The sequence below is a fragment of the Paratractidigestivibacter sp. genome (assembly GCF_963660155.1).
Lineage (GTDB): Bacteria > Actinomycetota > Coriobacteriia > Coriobacteriales > Atopobiaceae > Paratractidigestivibacter.
This window is the reverse complement of record NZ_CAVKWG010000020.1, coordinates 1-12,536: the sequence shown is the minus strand read 5'-3', so window position 1 is coordinate 12,536 and position 12,536 is coordinate 1. Positions and strand designations below refer to the sequence as shown.

General features: G+C 61.9%; 15 protein-coding genes. 8 read left to right on the top strand and 7 right to left on the bottom strand.

The window, feature by feature from the left end; genetic code table 11:
- Positions 1–419: 419 nt before the first annotated feature.
- Positions 420–1,079: a hypothetical protein gene (locus tag U5709_RS03945; protein ID WP_321972842.1), complete on the bottom strand. Its 660-nt coding sequence runs from the start codon at positions 1,077–1,079 to the stop codon at positions 420–422.
- A gap of 443 nt (positions 1,080–1,522) precedes the next feature.
- Here U5709_RS03945 and U5709_RS03940 point away from each other — a divergent pair, with 443 nt between their 5' ends.
- The 6 genes from U5709_RS03940 to U5709_RS03915 all read left to right on the top strand — a co-directional run bounded on the left by U5709_RS03940 (position 1,523) and on the right by U5709_RS03915 (position 5,983).
- Positions 1,523–2,113, top strand: coding sequence for an ATP-dependent Clp protease proteolytic subunit (locus U5709_RS03940; RefSeq protein WP_321972841.1), 591 nt, complete (start codon positions 1,523–1,525; stop codon positions 2,111–2,113).
- Between the two features lie 33 nt (positions 2,114–2,146).
- Entirely contained in the window at positions 2,147–3,532 is a 1,386-nt protein-coding gene (locus U5709_RS03935) for a VirD4-like conjugal transfer protein, CD1115 family (protein ID WP_321972840.1), read from the top strand.
- Positions 3,533–3,826: 294 nt separating this feature from the next.
- On the top strand, positions 3,827–4,198 hold the full coding sequence (locus U5709_RS03930; RefSeq protein WP_321972839.1) for an MmcQ/YjbR family DNA-binding protein: 372 nt from the start codon (positions 3,827–3,829) through the stop codon (positions 4,196–4,198).
- A 134-nt stretch (positions 4,199–4,332) separates the two neighbouring features.
- Entirely contained in the window at positions 4,333–4,686 is a 354-nt protein-coding gene (locus U5709_RS03925) for a dihydropteridine reductase (protein ID WP_321972838.1), read from the top strand.
- A 3-nt stretch (positions 4,687–4,689) separates the two neighbouring features.
- Positions 4,690–5,415, top strand: a complete 726-nt coding sequence (locus tag U5709_RS03920; protein ID WP_321972837.1) for a hypothetical protein — start codon at positions 4,690–4,692, stop codon at positions 5,413–5,415.
- The gene (locus U5709_RS03915; protein ID WP_321972836.1) at positions 5,390–5,983 is read left to right on the top strand and encodes a TetR/AcrR family transcriptional regulator; all 594 of its coding nucleotides are present in this window, start codon (positions 5,390–5,392) and stop codon (positions 5,981–5,983) included. The genes U5709_RS03920 and U5709_RS03915 overlap by 26 nt, the downstream gene beginning before the upstream one ends.
- Here the strand turns inward: U5709_RS03915 and U5709_RS03910 are convergent.
- The gene (locus U5709_RS03910) at positions 5,955–6,350 is read right to left on the bottom strand and encodes a helix-turn-helix domain-containing protein (RefSeq protein WP_321972835.1); all 396 of its coding nucleotides are present in this window, start codon (positions 6,348–6,350) and stop codon (positions 5,955–5,957) included. The genes U5709_RS03915 and U5709_RS03910 overlap by 29 nt on opposite strands.
- Positions 6,351–6,561: 211 nt before the next feature.
- Between U5709_RS03910 and U5709_RS03905 the strand changes: the two genes are divergently transcribed.
- Positions 6,562–6,957, top strand: coding sequence for a pyridoxamine 5'-phosphate oxidase family protein (locus tag U5709_RS03905; protein WP_321972834.1), 396 nt, complete (start codon positions 6,562–6,564; stop codon positions 6,955–6,957).
- A 264-nt stretch (positions 6,958–7,221) separates the two neighbouring features.
- Positions 7,222–7,833, top strand: a complete 612-nt coding sequence (locus U5709_RS03900; RefSeq protein WP_321972833.1) for an L-2-amino-thiazoline-4-carboxylic acid hydrolase — start codon at positions 7,222–7,224, stop codon at positions 7,831–7,833.
- Here the strand turns inward: U5709_RS03900 and U5709_RS03895 are convergent.
- The 5 genes from U5709_RS03895 to U5709_RS03875 form a co-directional block, all read right to left on the bottom strand.
- A complete protein-coding gene (locus U5709_RS03895) occupies positions 7,830–8,483 on the bottom strand; it encodes a DUF4405 domain-containing protein (protein WP_321972832.1) in 654 nt (217 codons plus the stop codon). The genes U5709_RS03900 and U5709_RS03895 overlap by 4 nt on opposite strands.
- A 46-nt stretch (positions 8,484–8,529) precedes the next feature.
- On the bottom strand, positions 8,530–9,165 hold the full coding sequence (locus tag U5709_RS03890) for a prolyl oligopeptidase family serine peptidase (RefSeq protein WP_321972831.1): 636 nt from the start codon (positions 9,163–9,165) through the stop codon (positions 8,530–8,532).
- Between the two features lie 111 nt (positions 9,166–9,276).
- Positions 9,277–9,957, bottom strand: coding sequence for a flavodoxin (locus U5709_RS03885; protein WP_321972830.1), 681 nt, complete (start codon positions 9,955–9,957; stop codon positions 9,277–9,279).
- Positions 9,958–9,966: 9 nt separating this feature from the next.
- Positions 9,967–10,875: an aldo/keto reductase gene (locus U5709_RS03880; RefSeq protein ID WP_321972829.1), complete on the bottom strand. Its 909-nt coding sequence runs from the start codon at positions 10,873–10,875 to the stop codon at positions 9,967–9,969.
- Positions 10,876–10,901: 26 nt separating this feature from the next.
- Positions 10,902–12,452 (bottom strand): carboxylesterase/lipase family protein, encoded by a 1,551-nt coding sequence (locus U5709_RS03875; protein ID WP_321972828.1) that lies wholly within the window; start codon positions 12,450–12,452, stop codon positions 10,902–10,904.
- Positions 12,453–12,536: the final 84 nt, after the last annotated feature.

Genomic DNA, 12,536 nt, shown 5'->3' with positions numbered 1-12,536 from the left:
TGCTCTTTTTCATGATCTCATCCGCATACGCTTTGTCATATTTCTCAATCAGGACCTTTTTCATGGAACCCTTGAACATCCAAAAATAGAAGCCGTTGTACTTCATGCGAAGGAACCTCCTTGGTGGATTGGTTAAATTAGAGATGTCAGCCATCTGCCAAGAAAGTATAACGGTGATGTTGGGCTGCGCGTTAAAGCCAAACAGGCACGGCCCTGCGTAGGGGACGTAGGCGTTTGCGTCCCGAGTGCGCGCGCGTACATTTGTCGCGGCCGGAGGGCGCAAAAATGTGCGCCGCCGCACGCTCGGCGAAGCACCAGAGGCGCCTACGCGGACATGGTCGTGATGAGCCTGTTGCGCGACGAGTGGAAAGCTTGATCGGTTCGTCGATCCCGACGATGACGCAGGCGCGACACGGCGCCTAGCCTTTGCGGGCGTAGTCCAGGTAGCCGCCCACGCTGTAGTGGTCGGCTTCGTCCGACGAGGTGTAGTACCCGCCGATGGTTCCCAGGTAGCCCACCTGGGAAACGCTTTCATGCTTAAGCGCCTTCCCGTCGGCATCTACGACAAGGGCGTACCAGTGGCCGTATTCGTGCGCGGGCTTTCTGAGCTGGCACGAGAGGGCGAGCTTCGTCTCGCCATCTCGCTTGGTAAAAGCGCCGGCCTCCCGCAGGGCGGCGAGACGCTCTCCATCAATCCAGAAGCACATGAACGGCGTCTCGAGGACGTCCGTAAGGGCGTCGGTCTTGGTGTTGTATACGTAGCAGAACAGCACGCGGTCGTGCCCGTGTGCGAGAAGGTCGAGCTCGCGCTCGCTCAGCTTGAAGTAGACGGTCCTGATCGCTCCCGAATTGGTCTCGACCTCACCGACCTCGGTCATGGCGGTCTTTACCTGGAACAGAAACGTCTCCGCGGCAACCGTCGGGTCCTCGAGCCGCTGCTTGAGGTTGAGCGACACCACGTCGATGCCCATATCCGCCGGCGGGCGCAGGGCGTCGAGCCCGTGGCGGTACAGGGAGGCCATAAGCTGGTACTCGCCGGTGTAGCCGTTGTAAAGGCTGTCAAAAAACTGGTTGCTCATGGTGCTCCTCGTAGCTGTTCTCGCTGTTGTTCTGTTCTGGCGAGCGTCTCTCACATGGTAGCGAGACGGCACCCGCCCACGAAGGCGGTTCCAATTTTCTAGAAAAAAGTTCTTGACAGCGTTTTTGCGCCGGACGTATAACTCATTTACCCGCTAGGCGATTTTGGGGTCGCCATTTTAGGGGCTTGCATGGGGGCTGCATCGGCGGCCTTTGGTTACAAGTCGCGTTATCGCGGCGCCGTGTCACATGAAGCCTCACCCCTTTCTTACAACTTAACTAAGGCAGATTATTTGAGCAGGACTGGCCCTGAGCTGCGCATTTGTGCGCAGAAGGCGTCGGCGGTGCCAAGCATTTTGCGCTCAAAATTTGGGCGCAAGGCTACCGCGAGGTCCCGCTCGTGTAACTCCGCCGGCGCTGCGGCGCCACTTACGAAAGGACGCTCATGAGCACCTACCCCTATTCGCCACTCATCATGCGGGAGACCTCCCTTGGCCTCGAGAAGATCGACATCCGCGACGAGATGCTCGCCGACCGCGAGCTCGAGCTGTGCGGGCCCGTCGACGCGGACTCGGTGGCAGACATCATCCGCGGCATGCGACACCTGCAGAAGGCCGACCCGCAGGCGCCCGTCACCCTGTTCATCAATAGCCCCGGCGGCGAGGTGAGCTCGGGCCTTGCCCTCTACGACGTGATGTGCGCCATCAGCTGCCCCGTCCGCACCGTTTGCCTGGGACTCGCTGCCAGCATGGCGGCGCTGCTCTTTGTTGCCGGCGACACGCGCGACATGCTGCCGCACAGCCGCGTCATGATTCACGACCCGCTCATCTCGGGCGGCGTGGGCGGAAGCGCGCTTTCGGTGAAGGCGCGTGCCGACGACCTCATGCGCATCCGTGACGTCACGGCGCAGGTCATCTCCGAGCACACCGGCATGTCGCTCGAGCAGGTGTTTGACCTCACGGCCCGCGACACCTACTTCGAGGCCGACGAGGCCGTCGCCGCGCACCTGGCCGATCACGTCATCTGCGAGCTCTAGCCCACCGCCCTAAATCCCAGAGGAGAAAATACCATGCCTATCAAGGAACTCGAAGCCACCCAGGAGCCCACCTACGTCCTGGCAGACGAGCCCTTCTCGCCAAAGCCCGCCGACCGGAGCGCCTACCAGGGAAAGACCCTGCTCACCTCCAAGACTGAGCTGGAGACCGACACCTGGAAGACCGGCCTGAACAACAACGTGCTGGTCCTCGGTTGCTCCGGCGGCGGAAAGACCCGCCACCACGTGAAGCCCAACCTCATGCAGGCGCAGGGCTCCTACATCGTGATCGACTGCAAGGGAAGTCTCTACCGCGAGGTGGGCCCCTACCTTGCCGAGGCCGGCTACGAGGTGGACCAGCTCGACTTCACGCGCATTGGCGGCACGGTGGGCTACAACCCCATAGCCCATGTGCGCTTTGACGACGACGGCAGGCCGGTGTTCCAGGACATCATCACCATCGCCTCGGCAATCTGCCCGGTCGAGGACCACGAGTCCGACCCGTTCTGGCCTCGCGCCGCGGCCAACTACCTCAGCGCCTTTATCGCCTACGTTTTTGAGGCCCTGCCAAGCGAGGAGTGGCACATGGGGTCGGTGATCAGGGTGTTCGAGCAGTCGTGCGCCGGTCGCGTCGAAGCCATGTTTCAGCAGCTTGAGGAGGAAAACCCGGAGGCCTACTCGCCCGGGGTGTATCGCCGCGCGATGGTCACCTGCGGCGCCACGAAGATGCACGCGAGCATCATGGGCATCATCGCGGCAAGCCTCATGCCGTTTGGCTTCCCGGAGGTCATGGGTGCCTACCGCAATCCGCACCAGGTGGATTTCCGCTCGTTCGGATACAAGAAGAAGGCCCTGTTCGTCACCGTGAACGACATGGACCGGAGTCTGGACAGGCTTACGAGCATGTTCGTGCGCCAGGCGTTTTCCGCCCTGTGCGACATGGCCGACAACGACTACGCGGACCATCGCCTGCCGGTGCCCGTGCGCTTTGTGCTCGACGACTTTGCCAACCTCTACCTGCCGAACATGGATGACGTGCTGTCCGTGATCCGCAGCCGCGAGATCAGCTGCACGATCATCTGCCAGACCGTCAGCCAGCTTGAGGCGCGCTATGGCGCCGCGACGGCAAACTCGATCATCGGCAACTGCGACGCGCAGCTCGTCCTTGCCTTCCAGGACGAGCAGACCGCAAACTACTTTGCCGTTCGCGCCAACAAGCCGGCGAGCTCCCTGCTGGAGACGCCCGCCGGCATGTGGTGGGTGTTCGTCCGCGGCCAGCGCGGCCGCATGGAGCCGGCGTATCGGCTCGAGTCCAACCCGCACTACTCCGCCCTCACGAAGGCCGTGGCGCGCGCCGAGTTTGAGGAGGCCAAGAGGATCATCTCGGAGTGGGGCGGGGCCGTGCTGGAGGAGTGCCGCTGATCTTTCCTTGAGAACTGCGCAGCTAAGACTTGGCTGCGCGGTTCTATTGCGTTTCTTGGCAGTATCGAGCTTGCAATTTAGGGCTCTTTGCGGTGCTGAAATAAAAAAAGACGATAGTGTGTAGATAAAACCGGATGGGCAAAGTAGAGCCCGATTTTTCGCGATAAAACCCCAGTTGCCGTGAAGCGATTTTGCCTTGCTGCTCGGCCAGTTCGGTTTTATCTACACACTATCGTTCTGAATATTAATAAGGGATAGTTTTGGCGGGCCAAATTCCCGCCCACGGAGGCGAACATGAACCGAAAAGAGCTGGCCGAGTATATCCTTGCCACCTATGGCGTATGCGGCGATCGCCCTTGGATGGGGTCTCCGGAGTTCGTCGTCTATCGTCACGCAGACAACCAGAAGTGGTTTGCGCTGGTCATGGACGTACCGAGGTCGCGGCTGGGCCTTCCCGGAGACGGCATTCTCGATGTAGTGAACCTCAAGTGCGACCCAGCGCTGGTCATCTGCCTTCGCGATCAGGACGGATTCTTTCCGGCCTACCACATGAGCAAGACAAACTGGGTTACGGTTGCGCTCGATGGTTCGGTAGATGATGACCAGCTCATTGCGCTTCTCGACATGAGCTTTGACGCCACGGCAACAAAGACGAGAAGAAAATAGTTCCAACCCAACACGAAGCGCTATCCGTGTTGTTCAATTGCCCCTTTCTTCTCGGCAAGATGGAAACCGTCAAGCAGAGACGGCCGAGCGCCCGGAACCGCCGGGCACAAGCCATCACAAGAAGGAGCAACACCATGAACACCGACAAGATCTATGCCGAGCAGCTCGCCAACGAGTACGCCCCCAAGGACACCTCCAAGGTGGTCGCGCTGCGCAAGCTCGACGCGCGTGCCAAGCGTCCCGCCATGATCTTCACCTACACCCTTGGCGTGATTTCCGCGCTGGTCCTGGGCGTGGGCATGTGCCTTGCCATGGGCCAGATCGGCAGCGGCAGCACCTTCTCGTTTGTGGCGGGCATCGTCATCGGCATCATCGGAATCGTGGGCATGAGCGTCAACTACCCCATTTACAAGCGCATGCTCGAGCAGGGCAAGCAGAAGTACGCCTACGAGATCATGGAGCTTGCCAAAGAGATCAGCGAGAACTAGTTCATGCGGCGCACAAAGCCTGACTCCGATCGCGACGGCTTAATCAAGAGGGTCGCGGACACGCCCCTCGTTAGGCGCTACGTCACTGACCTGGCTTTTCGCGGAAACGTCAGCATCTACCAGGGTATGGTTGTCAACTTCATCTACGTCGTCTTCCGCGTAGCCCTCGGCATCTGGTACACATCGGTCTGGTTTATCTCCATGGCCGTGTACTACCTGGTGCTGGGGGTCATGCGCCTGTATCTTGTTGTGAGCTACCGTCGCGGGGAGCAGGTCGACCAGCTGCGCTGCTATCGTCGCACCGCGTGGTCACTTTTCCCGCTCAACGTGCCGATGGGCGGCATGATGGTGCTGATGGTGCTGACGAACTCGGGCTACACCTACCCCGGCTACGTCATCTACGCCTCGGCGCTGTACACTTTCTACACGTTGATCACTTCGATCATCAACCTAGTGAAGTATCGCAAGCTCGGAAGCCCGATCCTGTCCGCGGCAAAGGCGCTGAACTTCGTTGCGGCTTTGATGTCCATTCTCGGTCTCCAGACGGCGATGATCGCGCAGTTCTCCACGGAGGGCGAGGGCTACCGGATGCTGATGAACGCGCTGACGGGTGGTTTTATCTGGGCGTTTGTGGTTCTTATCGCCGTGTACATGCTGAGGCACGCGCGTGCGCTCGAGAAGGGCGAAAAGGAGGCTGGGGCTGTTGAACAAGCCGAAGAACAAGTCTGAGAGCAAGTACTTTGCCACGGCGGCCCGCATGGACGAGGCGTTTTTGGAGCTTATCGAGCAGAAGGACTTCGCCTACATCACGGTGAAGGAGATCTGTGCGAAGGCCGGCGTTAACCGTTCAACGTTTTATCTTCACTACGAGACGGTCGGCGACCTTCTTGCCGAGACCGCAGAGCACCTCATTACCCAGTTCGTGGAGTACATGGGCGCCGACCCGGCGACGTTTATCGCAAGGATTGGCGAGCGCCCGCTCGAGGAGCTCTATCTGATCACCCCGGAGTACCTGACGACGTATCTCTCCTACGTCAAGGAGCATCGCCGCATCTTTAAGGCGACGGTCGAGCACGCGGCCACGCTGCAGATGGTCGACGCGTACCGCGACTTGACCCGCTACGTCTTCATCCCAATCCTTGACCGCTTTGGGGTCCCGGCGGCAGACCAGTCCTACGTGATGCGCTATCACATCAGCGGCCTGATGGCGATCGTCGACGAGTGGCTGCGCGGCGACTGCGAGGACAGCATCGAGCACATCATTGCCGTCATTCAGCGCTGCGTGAAGCGGCGGTAGCGCGAACAGACGCGCCCTGCGAGCCGTACTTCCTCTTGTAGTCCTCGCCCCATTCGCGCAGCGACTTGAGGATGGGGGCGAGGCTTCGTCCGAGCTCGGTGAGCGAATACTCGACGCGCGGCGGCACCTCGGCATACACCTCGCGGTGAACGAGGCCGCTCTCCTCCATGGCACGCAGCTTCGCGGTGAGCACCTTTTGCGAGACGTTGCCCACCGACCTTCTCAGCTCGCCGAAGCGCTTGGTTCCCTCCATCAGGTCGCGCAGGATCAGTACCCTCCACTTGTCGCCGATAAGCGTGAGGGTGGTCTCGACCGGGCACGCGGGGAGCTGTGGTTTCGTGGTTGCCTGCGGGGTTGCCTTGGTCACCGCAATTCCTCCAAAAACTTTATTCTGTGCACTCTGCAGCAAAAAGCTTGCTAAAGGGCAATGGTTTCCTGCTGGTAATCGTAAATAGTTCCCGTTTGGTAACTACAGAACTTATTAGTACCTACTTTACTAAAAGAAGGTACCGCGGTTGTATGGAGATGCGAAAGGCAAGCAACGCTTTCGTAAACCCAAACCAGTTGGAGGTAACAAGATGAACAAGGTAGTTGAGTTTTTGCAGGCCAACCCCGTGCAGTATCTGGCCACCGTCGGCACCGACGGCAAGGCAAAGTGCCGCCCCTTCATGTTCTCGGGCGAGCTGGACGGCAAGCTGTGGTTCTGCACCAACAGCACCAAGGACGTCTACAAGGACATGCAGGCCAACCCCGAGGTTGAGCTCTCCGTTTCCAGCCCCGACTACGCTTGGATCCGCCTGCACGGCAAGGCAGTGTTTGAGAACGACATGGCCGCCAAGGAGATGTGCATCCAGAACCCCATCGTAAAGAGCCAGTACGGCGAGGCCACCAACCCCATCTTCGAGGTGTTCTACCTTGAGGATCCCCACGGCGTGATCGCCGACTTCTCCGGCAACCCGCCCTACGAGTTCTAGGCGCCCGTTACCAAACCCCGTTCTCATAGAACCGCGCGGCCCATGGCTTGGCTGCGCGGTTCTTTGCTTGCTGGCCGCATCCTCTGGTTCCGGGGTTAATCAATAGCAGCTTGAGTCTGTTCCCATGCTGTTGACGCTTCTTTTAGTTGGTTGCTTTTTGAAATTGCGAGAAAGCTCGCTACGACGTGAAGACGCAGATTGCGCTGCTGGTGCTATGGTTTTTCCGACATCATCGGTAATCAAAACGTGCAGAAAGCCTATCCCATGGACAAGCTTGCAAAGATTTTTGACAACGGCAAGAAGATCAACGTCATCAAGGACGTGGCAGTGCAAACGATCGGCGCCGAGGAGACGCAGCGCGCATGGGCCCAGGCACGCGGCATCCTGGCCGAGCTTCTGGCCAAATATCCGCAGCTCACGCCCAAGGAAGAAGAGCACACCGACCTGATCTTCTCGCACATCGCCGTCTATAGGGCGCTCATGGCCGCCCACCCCGACGTGGCCATGAAGATAATGGAGCAGGGTGAGGCCGTAACCGCAAAGCAGACGGGCGCGACGTTCCAGAAGGTCGTTCGCCTTCCGCTGGGCAAGACGCTCTTCTTCAAGGCCTTTGCCGCGGGCTGCAAGAGCGGGTTCGGGCCCGAGGCGGGTTTTGCCAACACGGTCCACACCGCAACCGCCTCGGAGTACAGGATGGATATGACGGCCTGCCCGTATGCCACTTATTGCACCGCCGAGGGCTGCCCCGAGCTTACGCACATCTTCTGCGACAACGACCTGTACGCCTACGCTCACCTCGACGGCATTCGCTTTGCGCGCGAGGAGACACTGGGCACCGGCGGAACCAAGTGCGACTTCTGGCTCAAGCGGGACTAGGCGTTATTTGTGTCTGACGGGCGCTTCGCACGGGGCTTGGGACGGGTCGTCCGAGCCGCAAAGGCCGCCAGGACGGCAACGGCAACCATGATCGAGCAGTAGTCGAGCATGCAGTGCCACGCGGGCTCGGCAAAGTCGATGATGGCAAAGTGGTTCTGCGCAAGCAGGTATCGAGGCACTCCGCGCGAGAAGAACGCCCAGGTACCGTATGCTGCCCACGCTGCTCCGACGACGAGAAGCGCGCGGCTGCGAACCTTGCCGGACCTTCGGACGACTCGCGTCATCAGACCGGCAAGGTTGAGACCCGCGTGCGCGCTCGCAAGCAAGAACGCCCAGTGCGCGGCGCTCATGTGCGCAACCTCAATCACGGGCGAGCCGAGTTGGGCCGACAGGGCGGGGAAGAGGTATCGCGAGGAAAGGACGCCGGTGACCATCGTGATGACCATGCTTGAGGCAAGGGCAACAACAACGGCGGTCAGCACCGTGCGGCGCGCCCGATACCTGCCCCTCGCAATCGCCCGGATCCATCCACGATTGAGCCACAGGTGGATCGCAAAGAGGCAACCGGTAAGCATCCCTGCGTGCTCGTGCAAGAGCTCTCCTGCGAGCGCATAGCACATGAGCAGCGGCAGGATGAGACACATTGCCATATCTACCAGGTGTTTGCTGCGACGCCTTTGCAGCGCCCGATTCTGACTAGTCCTCAAAGAGCCATCCCATGATCTGGGGGTCGCGGCAGAAGAGCGCGCCGCCGTGCCCGTGTTGGTTGCTCACCCCACCTGCCTCGAAGTAGCTGGCAGGCTTGACGTCGAGTGCAACAAGGTTTGCGACCTCGGCTTCGTCAAGGCCTTTTGAGCGATAGATCTCCTCGAGTTCGTGGGCGGCGCTCGTGGCCGGCTCCGAGCCGTAGTACTCGTCCGATTCGCCGACGACGAGGTAGACCGGCACGCGCGCGTCCGCCAGCACGTTCAGCTCACCGTCCCACCTTGAGGCGCAAAAGAGCGCCCGACAAAAGAGCTGCGGCCTCATGCCCATAACAAGCGAAAGCGTCTCTCCGCCGCCTGAGTACCCCTCAAGGTAAACGCGCTGCCGGTCAATAGCATAGGCGCGAAGCATCCACTCAACAAGCGCGATGGTCTGGCGTGCCGAGGTCTCTCCCCAGTCGGAGAGCTGGGGAGCAAGCACGATCATCTGCGTGTCGTAAGCCTGCGCCTCAAAGCCGAAGTCCTCGGTCCGCACGTTCGCGCCCACACCCTGGAAGTAGAGGCCCTGGTAGCCGGGCAGCGTCACAAAGAGCGCGACGCTGCCCGAGCCGTCATAGCCGTCGGGCACGTAGAGGTTGAAGTGGACGTCTCCCTCATCGGCCGTGTGCAGGACGTTGTTCAGAACAAACCCCTGGTAGACCTGCGTGCCTCGCGTGACCTCGGCCTCGGCCGCCGCCTTTCAGATGGACTTCGCCCAGCTGCGGACCTCGTCATCGGAGGCGCCGGACGAGAAGCGCTGGCCGCTCTGCCAGTCTCCGGTGCCGGCGGCGTCGGCCAGCAGCTGGCCGCTCTGGCCCAGACCCGAGGATGCGGAGGTGCAGAAGGGGATGACCTTCTTGCCAGCGAAGTCGTTGTCGCTTGCAAAGTGGTTGGTCGGCCATGCCGCGATGGCCCACCAGATGGGGTAGCCGAGAAGCACCGTGTCGTAGTCGGCCCAGTTGTCCGGGGTCGTCTGAGCCAGTGGCACATCGCGCAGGCTCTCGTCGTCGTGCTCGCGCGAGACGCGGCTGTCCGAGTTGCTCCAGGTGAGGTCGGCGTCGGTGTAGACCTCCTCGGGCACGATCTCAAAGAGGTCGGCGCCGAGCTCTGCGGCCGCGATCTCGGCCACGCGCTTGGTGTGGCCCTGCGCGGAGTAGTAGGCCACGAGGACCTTGCTGCCGGCGGTGGCGCCGCTGGCCGAGTTGTCGGCAGTGCTGCTGGTGCTCTCGGAGGAGCCGCTTGTCGTGCCGGCCGATGAGGCGCTGCTCTCGCCTGTGCTCGAGCCGCCGTTCGAGCCGCCCGCCGAGCACCCGCCAAGCGCGAGCCCAGCGGAGATGATGCCGGCCATCTTCAGAACGTCACGTCGCGTAAAGTTAGTCATACAAGCCTCCTACCAGTTCTTCTTGTCCTTGCGGTGGTCGTGGTTGGTCTTGCGCTCCTCGACGATCTGCGCAAACCACTGGATCATCTTGGGGTCGGCGTGGCTGAAGAAGCTCGAGGTCTCGGTGTCGAGAAGGGCAATCTGTGCCATCTCCTCGTCGCTCAGCGAGAAGTCAAAGACGTCGAGGTTCTGCTCCATGCGCTCGCGATGCACGGACTTGGGGATCACCACGACGCCGCGCTGGAGGTTCCAGCGTAGCATCACCTGCGCGGTCGACTTGCCGTGGGCGGCGCCTATCTGGGCCAGCACCTCGTTCTCAAAGAGGCCGCCGCGACCCTCGCCGAAGGGCGCCCAGGCCTCGGGAACCACGCCGTACTTCTTCTCCCACTCCATAAGCTCGGTGTTTTGGTTCAGCGGGTGGCGCTCCATCTGGTTGACCATGGGCTTGACCTCGTTGAACTCGCAGAACTCCACCATGCGGTCCACGTAGAAGTTGGAGATGCCGATGGCGCGCACCTTGCCCTCCTCGTAGAGGCGCACGAGGTCGCGCCAGGCGCCAAAGGCGTCGCCGAAGGGCTGGTGGAGCAGCACAAGGTCGATGTACTCGGTCTGAAGCTTGCGCAGCGAATCCTCCACGGAGGCACGCGTGGCGCCCTCGCCGTAGTGCTCGAGCCAGACCTTGGTGGTCAGAAAGACGTCGTCGCGGTCCACGCCGGAGGCGGCGATGGCGGCTCCGACTTGCTCCTCATTGAAGTAGGACTGTGCGGTGTCGATGTGGCGGTAGCCCACCTCAAGGGCGTCCGTCACGCAGCGCTCGCATTCCTCGGCGCCCACCTGGTACACGCCGTAGCCCAGCTGCGGCATCTTCACGCCGTTGGAAAGGGTGACATACATCATGTCGTTGGAATCAAAGGCCATGTTCTTCTCGCTTTCTCTTATGGCTGCTAATAGCTGAGGTTGGCGCCGAGAAGCTCGAGGAGCTTCTCGTCGTGGTGGTACGCGAGCGTGCTTGCGGTGTCCAGCAGCATGGTCGCCCCGCCCTCGTGCGTGTAGGGCTCCCACTCGGGCAGGCCGTCTGCGGCGGGCGCACCGCCACGTGCAAAGCTGACCCACGCCTCGCTCATGAGGCCGCTCATCTGCGCGTTGTCCGAGTGGCGGAAGACGAAGGGAATCTCCGCCCCGTGGGACGACGTGCCGTTTGTCATCACGTAGGCAAAGACCGGCGCCTCGGGCCGGCTGGCCTTGTGGGCGGCGATCCTCAGGATGCACGGGCGGATGAGCGTGTCCACGTGGTCCGCGGTGAGGCTCTCCACGTTGGGGTACGCCTCGGCCACGGCTGCCTTGAGCTCGTCTGTTTCCGTGACGAACGAGCCGCCGAGGGGAGAGACGGTCCATTCGTTGAGGTTGCTGCCGATGAGCAGGGGCACCTCGCGGCCGGCCTCGGCAAAGCCGTCCTCGGTCACGGGACCGCTTGGCAGGAAGTCGCCGTCAACGACGGGCTCCCACTCCATCTGGTACCCGCTGGAGAGCGGGGCCGGAATCTGGAACTCGTCGGCCGTCTTCTGCAGGGCGCTGGTGCTGGCCGATTGCAGCTTTGACACGTCGACGGACTGGAGCTGCTCGACGTCGTCCTCGGAGATCTGGAGCTCGGCGAGCAGGTTCTGCGTGAGGCGCGCGCTCGCCTCGCGCGAGGTGAAGGCCTCGCCCACGGTCTGGGTGGCGCCGCTTTCCACAATGCCGCGCTGGAAGAGGCCCCGGGCCTCGGGGATGCTCATGAGCGCCAGCACCTTGGCGCCGCCGCCCGACTGGCCAAAGACGGTCACGTTTGCCGGGTCGCCGCCAAAGGCGCGGATGTTCTCGCCGACCCAGCGCAGCGCGAGCACGATGTCGTCCATGCCGATGTTTGCGGAGCGGGCGTACTTCTCGCCATAGGCGGAGAGGTCAAGGTGGCCAAAGACGTTCAGGCGATGGTTGACCGAGACGACCACGACGTCGCCGGCGCCCGAGAGCGCCTCGCCGTCGTAGCTGGAGTCGTTGGCGGTGCCGGTGGAGAAGCCGCCGCCGTGAAGCCATACCATGACGGGGCGGGCAGCGTCGTCAAGCCCGGGGGTCCAGACGTTGAGGTTCTGGCAGTCGTTGTCTGTCCCGGACTGGCTGCCGGCGGAGAAGCCCAGCATGGAGCCTTGCGGGGACATGGGGCCGTAGGCACTGGCATCGCGGACGCCGTCCCAGGCGGGGGAGGGGTCGGCCGGCACAAAGCGCTCGTGCGCCTGGGCGTAAGGGATGCCGAGGAAGCGATGGACGCCCTCGTGGACGGTGCCCTTGAGCTGACCCTGGGCAAGGGCGACGGTCTGCCCCTCCTCGCCCGGGCCGGGCGTGGTGTCGGGCGCCATCACGCGGCGGAGGGCAAAGGCGCCCCCGACGCCCGCGACAGCAATGACGCCGGCGGCGATGCCTGCGCCCTTCAGCAGCTTGCGGCGGGTCATGGGCTTCATGGGATTCTCGTCTCCTCTTGCGGTTTCTGGACATTGCGGTTATAACAACCGATAGTTACAACCGGTAAAGAGACAAGCTGGCGC

Excerpts from the sequence above, each read along its gene's own strand:
- U5709_RS03940 (WP_321972841.1), top strand. The coding sequence starts at position 1,523 with ATGAGCACCTACCCCTATTCGCCACTCATCATGCGGGAGACCTCCCTT.
- U5709_RS03880 (WP_321972829.1), bottom strand. The coding sequence starts at position 10,875 with ATGGCCTTTGATTCCAACGACATGATGTATGTCACCCTTTCCAACGGC.
- U5709_RS03935 (WP_321972840.1), top strand. The coding sequence starts at position 2,147 with ATGCCTATCAAGGAACTCGAAGCCACCCAGGAGCCCACCTACGTCCTG.
- U5709_RS03920 (WP_321972837.1), top strand. The coding sequence starts at position 4,690 with ATGCGGCGCACAAAGCCTGACTCCGATCGCGACGGCTTAATCAAGAGG.
- U5709_RS03900 (WP_321972833.1), top strand. The coding sequence starts at position 7,222 with ATGGACAAGCTTGCAAAGATTTTTGACAACGGCAAGAAGATCAACGTC.
- U5709_RS03930 (WP_321972839.1), top strand. The coding sequence starts at position 3,827 with ATGAACCGAAAAGAGCTGGCCGAGTATATCCTTGCCACCTATGGCGTA.
- U5709_RS03925 (WP_321972838.1), top strand. The coding sequence starts at position 4,333 with ATGAACACCGACAAGATCTATGCCGAGCAGCTCGCCAACGAGTACGCC.
- U5709_RS03875 (WP_321972828.1), bottom strand. The coding sequence starts at position 12,452 with ATGAAGCCCATGACCCGCCGCAAGCTGCTGAAGGGCGCAGGCATCGCC.
- U5709_RS03945 (WP_321972842.1), bottom strand. The coding sequence starts at position 1,079 with ATGAGCAACCAGTTTTTTGACAGCCTTTACAACGGCTACACCGGCGAG.
- U5709_RS03905 (WP_321972834.1), top strand. The coding sequence starts at position 6,562 with ATGAACAAGGTAGTTGAGTTTTTGCAGGCCAACCCCGTGCAGTATCTG.
- U5709_RS03885 (WP_321972830.1), bottom strand. The coding sequence starts at position 9,957 with ATGACTAACTTTACGCGACGTGACGTTCTGAAGATGGCCGGCATCATC.
- U5709_RS03895 (WP_321972832.1), bottom strand. The coding sequence starts at position 8,483 with ATGGCAATGTGTCTCATCCTGCCGCTGCTCATGTGCTATGCGCTCGCA.